The sequence below is a fragment of the Pseudomonas sp. AC070 genome, assembly GCF_979258635.1.
Genome location: NZ_OZ409871.1, coordinates 3,950,921 through 3,967,031, shown reverse-complemented (window position 1 = coordinate 3,967,031; position 16,111 = coordinate 3,950,921). Strand labels below are relative to the sequence as shown.

The window sequence follows — 16,111 nt, the reverse complement described above, 5'->3', positions numbered from 1 at the left end:
ATGAGCAGCGCCACTAAAAAGGGGACACAGAAAGCCCTGCAGAGCCTGCTACTGAAGCGGTTTGGCATGGCGGCGGCTACTTATGGATTGGCACTGCTGTTGTTCGGCCTGCTGGTAGCGGGCGGCCAATACTCTGCCGAACCTGGCGCTGCGCTTACGTGCGCAGGCATGGTGATTGTCAGCCAACTGGTTTTCTTCGCCATCTTCCTCAGCGGCATCAACCTTCGCTTTAACGACCCCAGCCTCACCGCGCCTCAGGTGCTTATCGCCCTGAGCATGCACACCTATTTGATGTACAACCTGCACACCGCGCGCGGCACGATGCTGGTGTTCTATCTATTGATTCTGATGTTCGGCGTTTTCCAACTAGCGCCCCGGGTGTTTGCGCGCTGCGCCGCGTTCGCGTTTTTTGGTTTCGCCAGTGTCAATTTGTGGGACGCCTACCAGATGCGCCTTCCGGACCCGAAACTCGCCTTGCTGCAAGTGGGCGTGCTGCTGGTGACGCTGGTCTGGTTCAGCCTGTTCGCAGGCTATGTGCAGGCGCTGCGCCAACGCATGCGCCAGCGCCGCTTCGCCTTGCAGGCCCACCAAGACACCTTGCGCGGCATGATGCGTCAGCTCGAAGACCTGGTGGCCACCGACGAACTCACCGGCCTGTTCAACCGACGTCATTTCCTGCGCCTGGCAGCCCGTGAATTGGCCAGCCTCAGCCCTGGCATGCAACACGGCCTGGCACTGATCGACCTCGACCACTTCAAACGCATCAACGACCAACACGGCCACGCCAGCGGCGACCGCGTGCTGCAAACCTTCGCCACGGTGGCACAAGCCTGCCTGCGCGACGGCGATGTGCTGGCGCGCTACGGCGGCGAAGAGTTTGTGCTGTTGTTGCCGTGCACCGACGCCGACCAACTCACCGCGTGCTGCGAGCGCCTGCGTGAGGCATTTGCCAACGCGGAACCGGTGGGCTTGAAAGTGAAGAGCATCAGCTTGTCCGCCGGCATGACCTTGCTTGAAGCCGGCGACGACCTCGACGAAGCCCTGCACCGCGCCGATCAGGCGCTGTACCGCGCCAAGCACAGCGGCCGCAATTGCTGCCACGCGGCGTGGGAGAACAGTGGTGCCTGAACTCAAGGTGGGCGGGCAGGCGTACCCGTTAACCGCTGGCAGTAACCTGTTGGATGCCTTGCTCGCAGCCGGCATTGCCGTGCCTTACAGCTGCCGCGCCGGCAGTTGCCATGCGTGCATGGTGCGCTGCGTTGGCGGCGAACCGCTGGATGCCAAACCCGAAGCATTGACCGCCGCCCAGCGTGAGCAGGGCTGGCGGCTGGCCTGCCAGTGCCGGGTAGTGGACGACCTCAGCGTTGAGGTATACGACCCGCTGCGCGACGGTCTGCCCGCCACCGTGGCGCAGCTCGATTGGCCCAGCGCCACGGTGCTGCGTCTGCGGCTGGTGCCGGAGCGCCCGCTGCGCTATCGGGCGGGGCAACATGTGCTGCTGTGGACGGCGTCGGGCATTGCCCGGCCGTATTCGCTGGCGAGCGTGGCGGGTGAAGATCCCTGGCTGGAGTTTCACATCGACTGTCGTCAGCACGGCGCGTTTAGCGACGCGGCGCGGCAGTTGCAGGCGGGCGACATGTTGCGTTTGGGCGAACTTCGCGGCGGCGCCTTGCACTACGACCCGGACTGGCAGCAACGCCCGTTGTTGCTAATGGCGGCGGGCACCGGCTTGGCGCCGCTGTACGGGGTGCTGCGTGAGGCGTTGCGCCAGGGCCATGAGGGCGCGATTGGGCTTATGCATGTGGCCGCGAACGCCGAGGCGCATTATCTGGCCGGTGAATTGAACGCCCTCGCTAATGCCCATCCGCAGCTCGAAATTCAGCTGGTGAATGCGGCCGAGTTGCCAGCCGCTTTGGCCGAACTACGCCTTGTTTCACGGCAAACCGTCGCCTTACTCTGCGGCCAGCCGGCCAGTGTCGACACCTTCTCGCGCCGGCTCTACCTGGCAGGTCTGCCACGCAATCAACTGTTTGCGGACCTGTTCTTGCCCCATGCGTGAGGATGGTTATGAGCGAACATGTACTGGTCCAGCGCGAAGAGGGTCTGCTGACCCTGCGCTTGCACCGTCTGGATAAAAAGAACGCGCTCACCCGCGCCATGTACAGCCGCATGGCCCAGGCTCTGGAAGAAGCCGACGCCGATTCGAGCATTCGTGCCGTGCTGATCTGCGGCGGCGAAGATTGCTTCACCAGCGGCAACGACATCGCCGACTTTCTGCAAGAGCCACCCACCGGCATGGACAGCCCGGTGTTCTTTTTTATGCGCGCCTTGTTTGAAATGAAAAAGCCCGTGGTCGCCGCCGTGGCCGGCCCGGCCGTGGGCATCGGCACCACCTTGCTGCTGCACTGCGACCTGGTGTACGTCAGCCAGGACGCCGTATTGAAAATGCCGTTTGTGGCGTTGGGCTTGTGCCCTGAATACGGCTCCAGCCTGATCCTGCCGCAAATGCTCGGCCACGCCAAAGCTGCCGAATTGTTGCTGCTGGGCCAGTCCTTCAGTGGCGCACAAGCTGCCGCGTGGGGCATTGCCAACGAAGCGTTGAAAGATGGCGCGGCGACGTTGGCCCGCGCTAAAGAAATGGCCAAGCGCTTCCTGCAACTGCCGCCCAAAGCGGTGGAAGACAGCAAAGGCCTGATGCGCAAACCGGGAAGGGAACAGCTGAGAAAGGTGATCGAGGAGGAGGGCGCTTTATTCAACCAACGCCTGCGGTCACCGGAAGCGATTGAAGCGTTGTCCGCATTTATGCAGCGGCGCAAACCGGATTTTTCCAAGTTCGCGTGAAGCCGTTACACCATCTGAACCCGTAGGAGCCAGCTTGCTGGCGAACCCTGCAAACGACGCTCATCGGCGTCGCCTGGTATGTTCGTCAGCAAGTCATGATCGGGGCCTATTTGTAGGAGCGGCTTCAGGCGCGATGCTTTTAAAGATCAAAAACATCGCGGCTAAAGCCGCTCCCACAGGGTTGCATCGTGCCTTTAGCAGTCGAGATCTACGGGGCTAAGGCCAGGCAAGGCGCCCCGCAGCTTTTAAGCGCAGCGTACTGCAGTACGTGAGCATTGAAAGCGAGGACGCAACGCCGCCTGGCCGACGACCCGGAGATCCTCCAGGGAATCTCAGACCTGCGGTTCGCCCACGTGAAGAATCTTCATCGAGTTCGTGCCACCGGTGGTGTGGTAGCTGTCGCCCTTGGTCAAAATTACCCAATCCCCCGGCTGTACCACGCCGCGTTTCACTAACTCTTCAATCGCCGCTTCACTGATCTTGTTCGCCGGCAGCGCTGCCGGATCGAACGGTACGGTGTACACGCCGCGAAACATGGCCACGCGGGCTTGGGTTTCGCGGTGTGGGGTAAAGGCGAAAATCGGCACCTGGGAACGCAGGCGCGACATGATCAGCGGGCTGTAGCCGCTTTCGGTCAGCGCGATGATCGCTTTCACGCCCGGGAAATGGTTGGCGGTGTACATGGCAGCCAGCGCGACGCTTTCATCGCAACGCTCGAAGGTGTGGCCCAAGCGGTGGCTGGAGCGCTTGTTGGTCGGGTGCTTTTCAGCGCCCAGACACACGCGGGCCATGGCCTTGACGGCTTCGATCGGGTACATACCGGCAGCGCTTTCGGCCGAGAGCATCACGGCGTCGGTGAAGTCCAGCGCGGCGTTGGCCACGTCCGATACTTCGGCGCGCGTCGGCATCGGGCTGCTGATCATCGATTCCATCATTTGCGTGGCGGTGATCACCGCTTTGTTCAGGCGACGCGCGTGCAGAATGATTTTCTTCTGAATGCCGACCAGCTCGGCATCACCGATTTCTACGCCCAGGTCGCCACGGGCCACCATCACGGCGTCACTGGCGCGAATCAGGCCATCCAGGGTTTCGTCGTCGGCCACCGCTTCGGCGCGTTCGATTTTCGCCACCAGCCAGGCGGTGCCGCCGGCTTCGTCACGCAGGCGACGGGCCAGTTCCATATCGGCCGCATCGCGCGGGAAGGAGACGGCAAGGTAGTCCAGCTCCATTTCGGCAGCCAGCTTGATGTCGGCTTTGTCCTTGGCGGTCAGGGCTGGCGCGGTGAGGCCACCGCCACGACGGTTGATGCCTTTGTGGTCCGACAGCGGACCGCCAATCAGTACGCGGCAGTGCAATTCGTCAGCGGTGGTCGATTCCACCAGCATCACCACACGACCGTCGTCGAGCAGCAGCTCGTCGCCGGTTTTGCAGTCTTTGATCAGGTCTGGGTAGTCGATACCGACCACTTCTTGCGTGCCGGCATCGCGCGGGTGGGTGACGGAGAAGCGGAAGCTGTCGCCTTCTTTGAGTTCGATGCGCTTGTCAGCGAATTTGGCGATGCGGATTTTCGGGCCTTGCAGGTCGCCGAGCAGCGCGACGAAACGCCCGTGCTTGGCGGCGATTTCACGAACCAGGAGGGCGCGCGCTTTGTGTTCGTCGGGGGTGCCGTGGGAGAAGTTCAGGCGACAGACGTCGACGCCCGCGAGAATCAATTGTTCCAACACTTCCGGGGAATTGCTGGCGGGACCGAGGGTGGCGACGATTTTGGTGCGGCGAAAGGTCATGCGAAAGACTCCGAAGGGCGAGCAGAAGCCGAGGCTACTATGCTGCGCCGCTGTAGTCATTGTTCGCTTGCACTACCTTGCTGCGGGTTATATGGCGCGCTGCTCAAGGTGTGATGGTGTTCAGTGCGGTGTCCAGATGGCGCTCGGCTTTGTCACGCAATTCACTGTTGGGGTACTGCGCCAGCAACTGGCGCAGGTACTCAATGGCCTTGTCGCGGCTGGGGTGCGGGTTGTCTGGCGCCAGGTACATAAGCGCCACCTGATACAGCGCTTCTTCTTTGATTGACGGTTCGACTGCGGGGTCTTTGAGCGCCACGCGGTACAGCTCTTCTGCCTCGGCGACGCGGTCTTTGAGCACCGCGCGGCGCGAAAGCAGGGTCATGTCCGGGTCGAGGCTAGGTTGGTCGAGGTTGAGGTTCTGGCTGGGTTTCCAGTTGGCGAGCAGTTCGCGGGCGTTCTGTTGCAGGGGCTCGTTGGCGCGCTGATTGATCAGCGCAATGCGCTGTTCACTGCGCGCTGCGGCCCGGGTTTGGCCGAACTCATTGCGCACTTTATAAAAGGTGTTGAGGGCTTTGGTGTCGTCGCGTTGGTCATTGAAGCGACTCATATAAATGAGGCCGATCTGGTACAGGGAAATGGCCCGCACCTCGTCGCTCAGCTTGTCGTCCTGATAGCCCTGCAAGTACGTGGTTTCAGCCTTAGCGCTGGTGCCGTCGCGAATGGCCATGGCGCTGTAGGTAAGCAGGTCGCCTTCGTCTTCGATGGCGCCGAGCATGCGGTTGTTTTTGCTTTCCTTGGATTCGGCCACTTCCTGGGTGGTGACCTGGGCGATGAACAGCGGCGTGGTAGGTGCGCAGCCGGGCACAAGTAGGCAATACAACAGCGGCACAAAGCGGCGGGCGGGCATGGGCGTTCCTTGGCTTTTATAGAAGTGCCGGGCGGTGCGCTGCGGCCCGGTTAGGCCAGTCTAGTCAGGCGGTGCAGATGGACCAAGGGCGCTGACGCATCTCCAATCGGAGGATATGCTCAGCCTGCTCTGCAGTTTTTCTCAAGGCTGTCGATACACTCCACATCGGAGGATTTGCCCATGCGATTTTTACTTATTGGTGCGGTGGTGCTCGGCGCCGCAGGCTGCAACAGCATGACCATGGATTACCACCTGGATCAGGCTTACCAGGAATACAACGCCGGCAATTGCGACAAGGCCATGCTGGAGCTGTCGCAGGCCGAGCGCAAAAGCCGTTCGCGCAGTTATGTACAACCGGAAATCTCGCTGTTGCGCGGCCAGTGCCTGGAACGTGAAAACCTCTTCGTGGACGCGGCGCAAACCTACCAGTTCATCATCGCGCGCTACCCATCGAGCGAGTACGCCTACCGCGCCCGTGCGCGCTTGGACACTTTGCAGCAGCTGGGCCACCGGCCGAGCGAAGCGGCCAAAACGTCCGCTGCACCGCTGTAAATTTGTCAGCGCCGGCGTTGCGCTATTGGCAAGCCCACGGCGCTTAGCGAAGATAGCCAGGCGCTGAACGTGGCGATCATTCAAGGAGGAAGGCTGTGCGCATGTGGTTGTTATGCGTTGCGCTGCTGCCCGGTCTGGCAGCGGCAGAGATCTATAAATGGACGGACGCCAACGGCACGGTGCATTTCGATCAGCGCCAAGTCTCAGGCTCGGCGCCAGTGGCGGTTAAGCCGCAGGTTATCGAGCGCGATGAAGCCACCCGCCAGCGTCAGGAACGCACCGACAACTTCTACAACGCTCGCCGTGAAGAGCAAGCGCAAGCCGAACAGCGCGCGGGCAAACGGCAGGCCGAGGTCAACCACTACTGTGCGACCCTGCGCAACAAACTGGCGCAGATTCCCCCTGGTAGCTCGTACTACTCGGTCAATGACAAGGGCGACCGCGAGTATTACAGCGACCAGCAACTGGACACCGCTCGTCGCCAAATCAGCCAACAAATTGCTCGCGACTGCGACTGAGGCTGGCCCTCCCTATAAGCAGCGGCCATACTCAGGGGCCGTCCATAGCGATTTGCCATCATGCGAAGTGAACGCCGAATCGATCGACATCAGCTGCCGTCTTACCTGAATGTCTTCAACCGCATCACCGACAAACCCATGGGCCATATCGGCAACGTGTCGCTAGATGGCTTGATGCTGATCAGCGAGCTGCCCATGCTCGTTGGCGCGCGGTTTGAAATGTGTTTGAAAATTCCGGGGCCGACTGGCCAGCGCATCATTAACTTCTCCGCCACCTGCCAATGGTGCCGCGAGGATGTCACTCCTGGTGGCTGGGACTCCGGCTTCTCGCTGGTGGCACCGCCGCCGGATTACGTGGAAATGGTTGACGCATTGCGTCAGTACTTCACGTTTCAAACCTTGGCTACGCCGGTTTAGCTGCTTTTTCGCTCTGCAATCAAAACCCTCTCCCCAGCCCTCTCCCGTAAACGGGCAGAGGGGTCGAAGTCGTGCGCGAATTGATTCCCCTCGCCCGCTTGCGGGAGAGGGGTTAGGGGAGAGGGAGGGGCGCAGCGCAGATCCGAGTCCGCCGCTGGGCTCTCTGTAGGAGCGGCTTTAGCCGCGAGTTTTTGATCGAAAAGCTCGCGGCTAATCGGAATGCCGCCCAGCCGCTCCCACAGGAGCGAGGTTTGGCGAGAACGCCGCCCGCCTTTTAGTCACCCCAATGCAGATCGTCGGGGCTAAGGCCTGGCAAGGCGCCCCGCAGCTTTAAAGCGCAGCGTACTTTTGTACGTGAGCATTTAAAGCGAGGACGCAACGCCGCCAGGCCGACGCCCCGGCGATCGTCCAGGAATATTTCAACCAAATCGAGATCGTCGGGGCTAAGGCTTGGCAAGGCGCCCCGCAGCTTTAAAGCGCAGCGTACTTTTGTACGTGAGCATTTAAAGCGAGGACGCAACGCCGCCAGGCCGACGACCCGGCGATCGTCCAGGAACATTCCAACCAAATCGAGATCGCCGGGGCTAAGGCCTGGCAAGGCGCCCCGCAGCTTTAAAGCGCAGCGTACTTTTGTACATGAGCATTTAAAGCGAGGACGCAACGCCGCCAGGCCGACGACCCGGCGATCGTCCAGGAACATTCCAACCAAATCGAGATCGTCGGGGCTAAGGCTTGGCAAGGCGCCCCGCAGCTTTAAAGCGCAGCGTACTTTTGTACGTGAGCATTTAAAGCGAGGACGCAACGCCGCCAGGCCGACGCCCCGGTGATCGTCCAGGAATATTTCAACCAAATCGAGATCGTCGGGGCTAAGGTTTGGCAAGGCGCCCCGCAGCTTTAAAGCGCAGCGTACTTTTGTACGTGAGCATTTAAAGCGAGGACGCAACGCCGCCAGGCCGACGACCCGGCGATCGTCCAGAAAGAATCAAAACACGCCGGCTTTTTTCCAGGCCAGATACCGCTCGACGAGCTCCGGCCCCAACTGGCTCGGCCTTGCATCCAGCACCGGCACGCCATGGGCAATCAACCGTTCGTGCAGCCCGGCCCGCGCGTTCAAATAATCCACCGTGCCGCAGTAGGCCAGCGCCTCTTCGTAATTGTGCACGGGGTTGTGGCGCAGGCTGTCGAGTACTTCTTCGCGCAAGCTGGTGATCAATACGCGGTGTTGGCGGCCGAGGCGTTTGGCGGCGGCCAGCAGTTCTTCGTCGTCTTCGTCGCGCAGGTTGCTGACGATCACCACCAGCGCGCGGCGGCGTTGGCGGGCGAGCAGGGCGTCGATGGCTGCGGCGTAATCGGCGGGACGTTGCGTGCTTTGCAGGTCGTACACCGCGTTAAGCAGCACGTTCAAATGCGCCTGGCCTTTGACCGGTGCCAGAAAGCGCGGCTGGTCGCCGGCAAACGTCGCCATGCCCACGGCGTCGCCCTGGCGCAAGGCCACATAGCTGAGCAACAGGCAGGCGTTGAGCGCGTGGTCGAAGTGGGACAGGTCGCCGTCCTGGCTGCGCATACGGCGGCCGCAGTCGAGCAGGAAAATAATCTGTTGGTCGCGCTCGTCCTGGTATTCGCGGGCAATCGGCGTGCGTTTGCGTGCGGTGGCTTTCCAGTCGATTTGCCGCAAGGTGTCGCCGTCACGGAATTCGCGTAGCTGCTGAAACTCCTGACCCAAGCCACGGCGCTGTTGCTGGCGCACGCCCAGTTGCCCGAGCCAGTCGTCCACGCCTTTGAGGCTGGCGTCGTAGAGCCTTGCGAAGTCCGGGTAAACGCGCGTGGCGCCTGGCAGTTCCACGTAGCGGCGGCCTTGCCACAGCTTCAGCGGGCTGGGGATGCCCAACTCACAGCGTTCGAACGCGAAGTGCCCACGCACCAATGGCCGCACGCGGTAGCTGAATTGCGTTTGCTCGCCTGGGCGCAGTTCGATGCGTTGCGGCAGGTAGTCGACGTCCATGCCGGCGGGCACGTGGTCGAACACCTCAAGTTGCTGGCGATGACGCAAGCCGTGTTGCGCGACCAGTTGCACCTCACCCCAGCGGCCGAGCGACAAATTGCCCGGCACGGTGCGCGTCAGCTGTGGCGAGGGCAGTTGCCGCAGCCACAGCACGTCCAGGCCGCTGACCAGCGCCAGTGCAAGCAGCGCCGCCCACCACAGCGTGTGCAAGGTCGGCGGCACGTGCACGTCTACGGCCTGCAAGATGCCCAGCACAATGGCCAGGCTCAGCAAGCCGCCGAGCAGCAGCAACAGCAGGCGCGACGGTTTCATTGCGGCCCTGCAACAGCGGACATGGCGAAGTGGCTCATAGACGCGGCGCTGCCACCTGGTCGAGTAACTGTTGCAGCACCTGATCCACCGACAACCCTTCGATATCCAGTTCCGGCGACAAGCGCACGCGGTGGCGCAGCACCGCCAAGGCGCAGCCTTTTATGTCGTCGGGGGTCACGAAGTCGCCGCCACGCAGCAGCGCACGCGCACGCCCGCCGCGCACCAGGGCGATGGAGGCACGCGGGCCGGCGCCGATGGCCAGGCCCGGCCAGCTGCGGGTGGCGCGCGACAGGCGCACGGCGTAGTCGAGCACTTGTTCATCAAGGGCCAGATCGCTGGCGATTTTCTGTAGCGCCAGTACGTCTTTGGCTTGCAGCAGCGGGCGCAGCGGCACCACATCGAGCATGTCGGCGCGCGATGAACGACTGACCTGGCGGACCATGGTCAGCTCTTCGTCGAGCTGCGGGTAATCCATGCGCAGCTTGAGCATAAAGCGGTCGAGCTCGGCTTCGGGCAGCGGGTAGGTGCCTTCCTGCTCGATCGGGTTCTGCGTGGCCAGCACCATAAACGGCTGAGCCACGGCCAGCGCGCGACCTTCGAGCGTGACCTGACGTTCTTGCATCACTTCCAGCAGCGCCGCCTGGGTTTTCGCCGGGGCGCGGTTGATTTCGTCCGCCAGCAGCAAGTTGGTGAATACCGGGCCTTTGCGCAGTTTGAACTGCTCCGATTGCAGGTCGTACACGGCGTGGCCGGTGACGTCGCTCGGCATCAGGTCGGGGGTGAATTGGATGCGCGCGAATTCGCCGCCAAAGCAGCGAGCCAGCGCACGTACCAAGAGGGTTTTACCCAAGCCCGGCACGCCTTCTAGCAACACGTGTCCGCCGGCCAACAGCGCCGTGAGCACGTCGTCGATCACGGCGGTCTGGCCGATCAGCGCCTTCTGCAATTCCTGGCGCAGCGCTTGGGCCAACTGGGTGGCACGTTGGCGCTGGGCGTTCGCCGGCGGCGCGGCGGGGGCCGGGGCGGGCGGTGGCGTCAGCGCGCCAACAATGGCAGCGGGTGCTGGCGCCGGGGTGGGTTCCAGGGCTTGCGGATCCAGCTCAAGTTCGGTGGCGTTTTCGTTGACTGGGCGGCCGGGCTGGTCGGGCGTCTGTTCGCTCATAGGGCATTCCTGAGGGTTTGCAGGTGGGCGACCTGGCGGGTGAATTCGGTGGCGGATATCCGCTGTTTCGGCAGCGGACGCATGGCTTGGCTAATGGCACTGCTGGGTAAGCGACTGAGGCGGCCAAGCACTTGCCATTGGGTGGCAATGTCGAGGCGTTCAAAACCTGGGTGACGACGACGGGCCTGGCGCTGGATATCGCGCTGCAGCCCTTGCAGCAGGCTTTGCGCGCCGCTGTTGCGGCGCAGGAAGTCGGCGCTACCGCGCAGGTGTTCCTGTAACTGGCGGCGGGCCAGGCTGGCCGGCGCGAGCAGCGGACCCTGACGGCGGCCGTTGGCCCACAGTACCAGGGCGATCAGCAGTGCCAAGGCCACCAGCGCTTCGGGGAAGTTGCGCCAAAGCAGCGTGAGCAGGTCGTCGCGGTCAGCGCGATACAGCAGCGTGACCTTGCTGTCTTGCGTGAGGTACCAGAGCAGCCAGGCGTTGTCGTAGTCGGCGATGTTTTCGTTCTGCCACACCCAGCTGTCGGTCAGCACCGTGACCAGGCCTTCGCCGTGGTTGAGCTGCAGCATATGCGTGGAGTCGGCGCTGTTGGCCCAGGCTTGGGCCTGGTTCTTGGCGTCGAACAGGTGGTAGTCGGTATCGAAGGTGATATAGGCCGGCGCTTCTTCGTTTTCCAGGTACAGCTTGGTCAACTCGGGGTAAAGGTCTGCGTCCGCGTCCGCCTCGTCGCCGGGGCCGGGTTCTTGCGGCTCGTCTGAATCGTCGCGCTTTTGTTCTTGTTCGCTGCTGTCTTCGGCAGTGGCTTGTTCTGAGTCTTCGCTGTCTTGGACTTCGGTGTCTTGGTCGAGGTCGTCGGTCAGCAGTTGGTGGATGCCCAGTTTGTCGAGCAGCAGGTCGTCACTCTTGCCTTCTTCCTCATCCCACAGCGACTCGGCCACCACCAGCAGGTGCCCGCCTTTGGCGGCCCATGCCAGCACGCGCTCGGTTTGCCGTGGGGTCATTTTTTCGCGCGTGCCCAATAGCAGCAGCGTATTGCCTTGGCTCGGCAGGGTGCTCAAAACCTCCAGGCCGTCGGCGCGGGTGACGCTGATCTGCCGGGCTTTCAAGAACGCTTCGGCTGCCAGGTAAGGGTTGGCGCCCACCTCCGGCGAGGGGCCGTGTTTGATTTCTTTTTGATACGGCGTAGCCAGGCTCATCACATAGATAGCGGCCAAGCCGAGGAGGAAAAAGATCACCGCCGCGAGGGCAAACGTGACGCGCCGGTTCATGCCTGCGCCCCCGTTTGGAACAGGCGACGCCAGCCTTCGCAAAGGCCGCGTTTGAGGTTGTCGGGCGGGTTTTGGTGCCCGTACGCGAGGTTTTGCCAATGGCGCGTAAGTACTTGGGTGAAGCGGGTGAGGTCGCCGAGCTCAAGGTTTTGTACCAACTGCTGCACTTCGCCCTCGGTGTGCGAGCCTTTGAGCGGCAGGTGGTAGTCATGCAGCAAACGGCTGAGCAAGGCCCGGTAGAGCAAGCCCAAGGCTTCGCGCGGCTGTTCGTTCCACAGGCGTTCGACGGTGCTGGCGACATCGTCTGGCAAGCTTTCCGGCGCCACGTCGAGGCCGAACAGCATGCTCGGCACGTCGCGCTTTTGCCGTTTGGGCAGGGACAGGCGACCGGTAAAGGTGCTCAGCCATTCGCGGTAACGCCAGATAATCAGCACCACCAGCGCAATGACCGCGCCCCACAGCAACACTTCGACCGCATTGGCCAGCCACTTCATGCCTTGCCACGCTTCGAGCAGGTGCTTTATGCCTTCGAGCAGCGTGGAGGGGTCGTCTTCTTTGCCGTCTTTGGCTTTTTTAGGTTCTTTCTTGGCGTCGTCGCCGAAGCGCCAACGGGTAACGGTTTCGCGGTTCTCGAACGGCGGCGCGTCGAGAATTGTGCTGATGCTGGCTTGCGCGGCTTTGCTGGTCAGGGTCTGGTTGGCGAGCCGGTCTTTGTCGGGGCCGAGCGGGTCGTCGAACGGAATCGGGCAACTGCCAACCACAGCCGGTTCATCGTCGGCCCAGGCGCTGCCCGGTGTGCTCAGCAGCAATGCGCTGAAGCCGAGTACCAACACGTAGGCAATGCCGGTCAGGCGTTGGCGCAGGCGGCGGAACGTCAGCTCGATGTCCCAACCTTCCAGGGTGGTTCGGCGGTTCAAGTACAGGGTGAAGCCGCACGCGACGTACACCGGCTCCCACACACACAGCACCAACACGTACAGAGAGTTGTACAAGTGCTCCAGCCACAGCCATTCGCCGGCTTGCGGATTGATCAGGTTTTGCCAGTCCCAATCGGTTTTCATCTGCTGCGGCAGCATCAGGTAGAACAGTGCGGTAAGGCCGAACAGCAGCGCGGTTTCAACGTGCACGCCAATCACCGTGAGCCAGGTGGCGGCGCCAGTGCTGCGTTGGCCGAGCACGACCAGGCGTTTGCTGCGAGCTTCGCCGCTCAGCCCTTCCAGTTGCATGACGGGCAAATCGAAGCTGCGAGTGAAGCTCAGGCGTCGCCAGGTCAGGCTCGCCAGCAGTTGCGGCTTAAGCAGGCGCGGCCAGGCTTTGACGGCCTGCTTGATGGTCGGCGTATTGCCGAACAGTGCTTGCGACAAGATATGCAGCGGCAAGCGGTCGAACGCCGGCTTGAGCAACCAGAACAGGAACATAGTGACGCTGGGGTAGTTCCACAGCACCGCAGTGATCAGCGCGAACACCGGAAAGCTGATGAGGAAAAAACTGCTGAACAGCACGCGCAGATGTTGCCGCGCCAGCAGCACGCCGAGGTCGATGGCTTCCCAGTTGCTGCGCGGGCGAATGGCCACGCTGGCGTCAGTCAGGCGCATGCACACCCCGACCGGCAAACGCGAAATAGCTCAGCACCAGCGTCCACAACCCGGCGCCGACGATGTATTTCACCATCGGCGTGGTAAAGGTCATCGACGACCAATAGGCCTCGATAAACGCGGCGATCAGTAAGAACAGAATGACGCCGGCTACCAGTTGCACGGCGCGCCCGGCTGCCAGGCGCAACGCTTCCGCGCGGGTAAACCGCCCCGGCGCGAGCAGCGCCCAGCCCATCTTCAAGCCGGCCGCGCCGGAGAACACGATGCCGGTCAGCTCAAACGCGCCATGGCCGATCACGAACGACCAGAAGGTTTCGGTGTAGCCCACCTGGGTTAAATGACCGGCCACGGCGCCAATGGTCAAGCCGTTGAATAGCAGGAAAAACAGACTGCCCAGGCCAAACAGCAAGCCGCTGGCGAAGGTCTGAAAGGAGATGCCGATGTTGTTCATGATGTAGTAGCCGAACATCATCCAGTCGTCACCGGCGTCGCGTTCATTGCGGCCGATACGGCGGGCGTCTGGGTCGTACATCTGTTCCATGTCTGCGACCTGATCGGGCGCCATCACGCTGTAGATCAGGTCGGGGAAGGCATACACCAGCACGCCCATCAGAATCAGCGTGCCGAAGAACACCAGCGTGGCGATCAGCACGCTGCGCCATTCCTCGCGAACCAGGCGGGCAAAACCACCGAGCACAAACTGAATGATCTGGGCGCCCAGGTGGCTGCGGTGACGGTAGAACTGCTGGTGCCCGCGCATGGCCAGCAGTTGCAACTGATCGATCAGGTAACTGCTGTAACCACGTTCCTGCGCCAGCGCCAGTTGATGACACAGGCGCCGGTAGTCAGCGGCGAAGGCTTGGCTGGCTTCGGCAGAGGCTTTGCCACGCTCAAGGCTTTCGAGCAACGCGGTGAAGCGTTGCCACTCAGCCTGATGACGGCTCTCGAATACGGTCTGTTTCATGTTGGCCCCAGCAAGCCGCTGGCGATGCGGTTGAGCTGCTGTTCGGCCTGCTCGGCAGGCACTTGCAAGGGCTCGGCAAGAATGGCGGCCAACTCCTGACGGCGCGCGGCGGAGAGTTCGCCCTGACGTTCACTGAAGGCCATGACTGCGCGCTGCTCATTCAGGCTCAGCGGGAACGGCGCCCGCAGCGGTTCGGCATTAGCGAGCGGCGGGCGCTTCAGCGCGACGTCGCGGTACACCACCACGCTGCCGGCAGCCAGGTCGCCGAGGCGCTTGAAGGTTCGGCTGTTCAGGCAGCTGACGATGCCGAAGGCATAAGAGAAGGGCAGCACATCCACAAAGCGCAGCAGGTTGCGTGTCAGCGAGGCGGCCCAGCCAATCGGCGTGCCGTCGTCGTGCACCACGCGCAGGCCCATGAACTGCTTGCCCGGAGACTGCCCTTGGTTAAGCACCTCGAACAGCACCATGTACCACCAGTTCACCAGGAAATACAAAATTGCGCCCAGACCCATGCCCAGTTGGCCCAGCAGGGCTAACACAATGGCGGCGAAGCCCAGAATAAGGCCGCGAAGGCCCAGGTCGATGGCGAAGGCGAGGGCGCGTACCAGCAGGCCAGCGGGGCGCAAGGCCAGGTCGATGCCTTCCGGCGTTTCCACGTGAAAGCGCGTATCCAGCAAGGTGCCAGGCGCGGAGGGAACAGCGGGGGAAGGGGAGTGAGGCATCGGGGCACGGCGTCGAGGAAAGCCCGATGCTAGCGAGCAGCAGGCGGGGAAGCAACCGGGCTATGCAGCAAGCCCGGTCGCATCGGGTCGACTTAGTTAGTCGGCACCGGCCGCACACCGAAGATGGTGCGGTACAGCACGCCAATGGCCACAACCATCAACGGAATCAGCCACAGCAGGCCGATGAACAGGGTCAAACCGCTGAGGGCCATCAACACACCGAAGATCATCAGCAGGCCGAATACTTTGAACCAGTGTTGGCCGATGGCTTTGCGCGAGGTTTCCAGTGCTTGCCACGGCGACAGGCCGCGCTCTACTACGAGCGGGATGGCGAGCATGTAGGCAACGCTCAGGTAGATGCCAGGAATCACGAACAGGAAGTAGCCGACCATGATCAGCACGCTCATCAGCAGCGCGGTAATGACCACCGGCACCGAGCGACCGAAGTGGCTGAACATTTCACCGAAACGCACCGGCTGGCCGGCAGCAGCACGGATACCGACCATGTTGATGCCCGCCAGGAACGGGTAAACCATGGCGGTGGCCAGGAAGCCAAGGAGCATGGAGCCAATCATGAAGGCGAACATTGCGCCCACGGCCATGGAGCCGTCGTCGCCGCTCATCAGACCCAGGCCCGCTACGCCGGCCACACCGAAGATGGTGAGCACGATGGTGAGGATGTTCATAACTGCGAACAGCGCGGCGTAGAACACCACGAAGCCGCCGATGATGATGCCTTTGGTGCCCTTGGTCAGGCGCCAGGCTTCGCCCAGCAGGTCGCTGACGCCGAAGTCGTAACGGCGGCTCAACGCTTCTTCAATAGTGGGAACGCTGCCGGTATCTGCAACGGCTTGCAGGTTGCTGGCGGGTGCGGCGAAGGGATTTGGAGCAATGGATTCGGTCATGCTTACTTCCTTGTGGGTAGGTTCTCCGAGTGGCCGCATGCTAGCCGTCGGCCATCTCGGCGACAAGCCCCGCGCACGCGGCGTGTGCGGCGCTTCATACTTAGCGATGCCGCGTAAGCAGTAGCTTTCGGGTGACTGAGCGTCTGCGTCGTGGTTTTG

Annotated in this window: 16 protein-coding genes; 6 read left to right on the top strand and 10 right to left on the bottom strand. The window is 62.3% G+C overall.

All coding sequences use genetic code 11. The features are described 5' to 3' along the window. The 3 genes from ACZZ0Q_RS17805 to ACZZ0Q_RS17795 are packed head-to-tail and all read left to right on the top strand — an operon-like array spanning position 1 to position 2,841. Positions 1 to 1,128: a GGDEF domain-containing protein gene (locus tag ACZZ0Q_RS17805; RefSeq protein WP_463541360.1), complete on the top strand. Its 1,128-nt coding sequence runs from the start codon at positions 1 to 3 to the stop codon at positions 1,126 to 1,128. Next, complete coding sequence (locus ACZZ0Q_RS17800) at positions 1,121 to 2,059, top strand: iron-sulfur-binding ferredoxin reductase (RefSeq protein ID WP_463541361.1); 939 nt, start codon at positions 1,121 to 1,123, stop codon at positions 2,057 to 2,059. Before ACZZ0Q_RS17805 ends, ACZZ0Q_RS17800 begins: the two co-directional genes overlap by 8 nt. Positions 2,060 to 2,067: 8 nt before the next feature. Then, positions 2,068 to 2,841 carry an enoyl-CoA hydratase-related protein gene (locus ACZZ0Q_RS17795; RefSeq protein ID WP_463541362.1) on the top strand — a complete coding sequence of 258 codons (774 nt, stop codon included), beginning with the start codon at positions 2,068 to 2,070 and terminating at the stop codon, positions 2,839 to 2,841. A gap of 332 nt (positions 2,842 to 3,173) precedes the next feature. Here ACZZ0Q_RS17795 and pyk read toward each other — a convergent pair whose 3' ends face one another. Further along, the gene (gene pyk, locus ACZZ0Q_RS17790; protein WP_463541363.1) at positions 3,174 to 4,625 is read right to left on the bottom strand and encodes a pyruvate kinase; all 1,452 of its coding nucleotides are present in this window, start codon (positions 4,623 to 4,625) and stop codon (positions 3,174 to 3,176) included. Between the two features lie 103 nt (positions 4,626 to 4,728). Then, positions 4,729 to 5,532 (bottom strand): outer membrane protein assembly factor BamD, encoded by an 804-nt coding sequence (locus tag ACZZ0Q_RS17785; protein ID WP_463541364.1) that lies wholly within the window; start codon positions 5,530 to 5,532, stop codon positions 4,729 to 4,731. 180 nt (positions 5,533 to 5,712) lie between these two features. Here ACZZ0Q_RS17785 and ACZZ0Q_RS17780 point away from each other — a divergent pair, with 180 nt between their 5' ends. The 3 genes from ACZZ0Q_RS17780 (at position 5,713) to ACZZ0Q_RS17770 (ending at position 7,019) form a co-directional block, all read left to right on the top strand. Beyond that, entirely contained in the window at positions 5,713 to 6,084 is a 372-nt protein-coding gene (locus ACZZ0Q_RS17780; RefSeq protein WP_122492683.1) for a tol-pal system YbgF family protein, read from the top strand. A gap of 101 nt (positions 6,085 to 6,185) precedes the next feature. Further along, complete coding sequence (locus ACZZ0Q_RS17775; RefSeq protein WP_463542300.1) at positions 6,186 to 6,602, top strand: DUF4124 domain-containing protein; 417 nt, start codon at positions 6,186 to 6,188, stop codon at positions 6,600 to 6,602. Between the two features lie 60 nt (positions 6,603 to 6,662). Further along, a complete protein-coding gene (locus ACZZ0Q_RS17770; protein WP_122492681.1) occupies positions 6,663 to 7,019 on the top strand; it encodes a PilZ domain-containing protein in 357 nt (118 codons plus the stop codon). A gap of 274 nt (positions 7,020 to 7,293) precedes the next feature. Here the strand turns inward: ACZZ0Q_RS17770 and ACZZ0Q_RS17765 are convergent, their stop codons facing one another. The 8 genes from ACZZ0Q_RS17765 to ACZZ0Q_RS17730 all read right to left on the bottom strand — a co-directional run bounded on the left by ACZZ0Q_RS17765 (position 7,294) and on the right by ACZZ0Q_RS17730 (position 15,952). After that, entirely contained in the window at positions 7,294 to 7,869 is a 576-nt protein-coding gene (locus tag ACZZ0Q_RS17765; protein WP_463541365.1) for a hypothetical protein, read from the bottom strand. A 132-nt stretch (positions 7,870 to 8,001) separates the two neighbouring features. Then, on the bottom strand, positions 8,002 to 9,333 hold the full coding sequence (locus ACZZ0Q_RS17760) for a DUF58 domain-containing protein (protein WP_463541366.1): 1,332 nt from the start codon (positions 9,331 to 9,333) through the stop codon (positions 8,002 to 8,004). Between the two features lie 34 nt (positions 9,334 to 9,367). Further along, positions 9,368 to 10,495, bottom strand: a complete 1,128-nt coding sequence (locus ACZZ0Q_RS17755) for an AAA family ATPase (RefSeq protein WP_463541367.1) — start codon at positions 10,493 to 10,495, stop codon at positions 9,368 to 9,370. Beyond that, entirely contained in the window at positions 10,492 to 11,766 is a 1,275-nt protein-coding gene (locus ACZZ0Q_RS17750) for a DUF4350 domain-containing protein (protein WP_463560800.1), read from the bottom strand. The genes ACZZ0Q_RS17755 and ACZZ0Q_RS17750 overlap by 4 nt, the downstream gene beginning before the upstream one ends. After that, complete coding sequence (locus ACZZ0Q_RS17745) at positions 11,763 to 13,361, bottom strand: DUF4129 domain-containing protein (RefSeq protein WP_463541368.1); 1,599 nt, start codon at positions 13,359 to 13,361, stop codon at positions 11,763 to 11,765. Before ACZZ0Q_RS17745 ends, ACZZ0Q_RS17750 begins: the two co-directional genes overlap by 4 nt. After that, positions 13,348 to 14,325 (bottom strand): stage II sporulation protein M, encoded by a 978-nt coding sequence (locus tag ACZZ0Q_RS17740; protein ID WP_463541369.1) that lies wholly within the window; start codon positions 14,323 to 14,325, stop codon positions 13,348 to 13,350. Before ACZZ0Q_RS17740 ends, ACZZ0Q_RS17745 begins: the two co-directional genes overlap by 14 nt. After that, positions 14,322 to 15,047: an RDD family protein gene (locus tag ACZZ0Q_RS17735; RefSeq protein WP_463541370.1), complete on the bottom strand. Its 726-nt coding sequence runs from the start codon at positions 15,045 to 15,047 to the stop codon at positions 14,322 to 14,324. Before ACZZ0Q_RS17735 ends, ACZZ0Q_RS17740 begins: the two co-directional genes overlap by 4 nt. 92 nt (positions 15,048 to 15,139) lie before the next feature. Then, a complete protein-coding gene (locus ACZZ0Q_RS17730; protein WP_463541371.1) occupies positions 15,140 to 15,952 on the bottom strand; it encodes a hypothetical protein in 813 nt (270 codons plus the stop codon). Positions 15,953 to 16,111: the final 159 nt, after the last annotated feature.

Bases quoted from the DNA above. Each gene is read 5' to 3' on its own strand.
- ACZZ0Q_RS17805 (WP_463541360.1), top strand. From the start codon at position 1: ATGAGCAGCGCCACTAAAAAGGGGACACAGAAAGCCCTGCAGAGCCTG.
- ACZZ0Q_RS17795 (WP_463541362.1), top strand. From the start codon at position 2,068: ATGAGCGAACATGTACTGGTCCAGCGCGAAGAGGGTCTGCTGACCCTG.
- pyk (WP_463541363.1), bottom strand. From the start codon at position 4,625: ATGACCTTTCGCCGCACCAAAATCGTCGCCACCCTCGGTCCCGCCAGC.
- ACZZ0Q_RS17785 (WP_463541364.1), bottom strand. From the start codon at position 5,532: ATGCCCGCCCGCCGCTTTGTGCCGCTGTTGTATTGCCTACTTGTGCCC.
- ACZZ0Q_RS17780 (WP_122492683.1), top strand. From the start codon at position 5,713: ATGCGATTTTTACTTATTGGTGCGGTGGTGCTCGGCGCCGCAGGCTGC.
- ACZZ0Q_RS17775 (WP_463542300.1), top strand. From the start codon at position 6,186: ATGTGGTTGTTATGCGTTGCGCTGCTGCCCGGTCTGGCAGCGGCAGAG.
- ACZZ0Q_RS17770 (WP_122492681.1), top strand. From the start codon at position 6,663: ATGCGAAGTGAACGCCGAATCGATCGACATCAGCTGCCGTCTTACCTG.
- ACZZ0Q_RS17760 (WP_463541366.1), bottom strand. From the start codon at position 9,333: ATGAAACCGTCGCGCCTGCTGTTGCTGCTGCTCGGCGGCTTGCTGAGC.
- ACZZ0Q_RS17755 (WP_463541367.1), bottom strand. From the start codon at position 10,495: ATGAGCGAACAGACGCCCGACCAGCCCGGCCGCCCAGTCAACGAAAAC.
- ACZZ0Q_RS17750 (WP_463560800.1), bottom strand. From the start codon at position 11,766: ATGAACCGGCGCGTCACGTTTGCCCTCGCGGCGGTGATCTTTTTCCTC.
- ACZZ0Q_RS17745 (WP_463541368.1), bottom strand. From the start codon at position 13,361: ATGCGCCTGACTGACGCCAGCGTGGCCATTCGCCCGCGCAGCAACTGG.
- ACZZ0Q_RS17740 (WP_463541369.1), bottom strand. From the start codon at position 14,325: ATGAAACAGACCGTATTCGAGAGCCGTCATCAGGCTGAGTGGCAACGC.
- ACZZ0Q_RS17735 (WP_463541370.1), bottom strand. From the start codon at position 15,047: ATGCCTCACTCCCCTTCCCCCGCTGTTCCCTCCGCGCCTGGCACCTTG.
- ACZZ0Q_RS17730 (WP_463541371.1), bottom strand. From the start codon at position 15,952: ATGACCGAATCCATTGCTCCAAATCCCTTCGCCGCACCCGCCAGCAAC.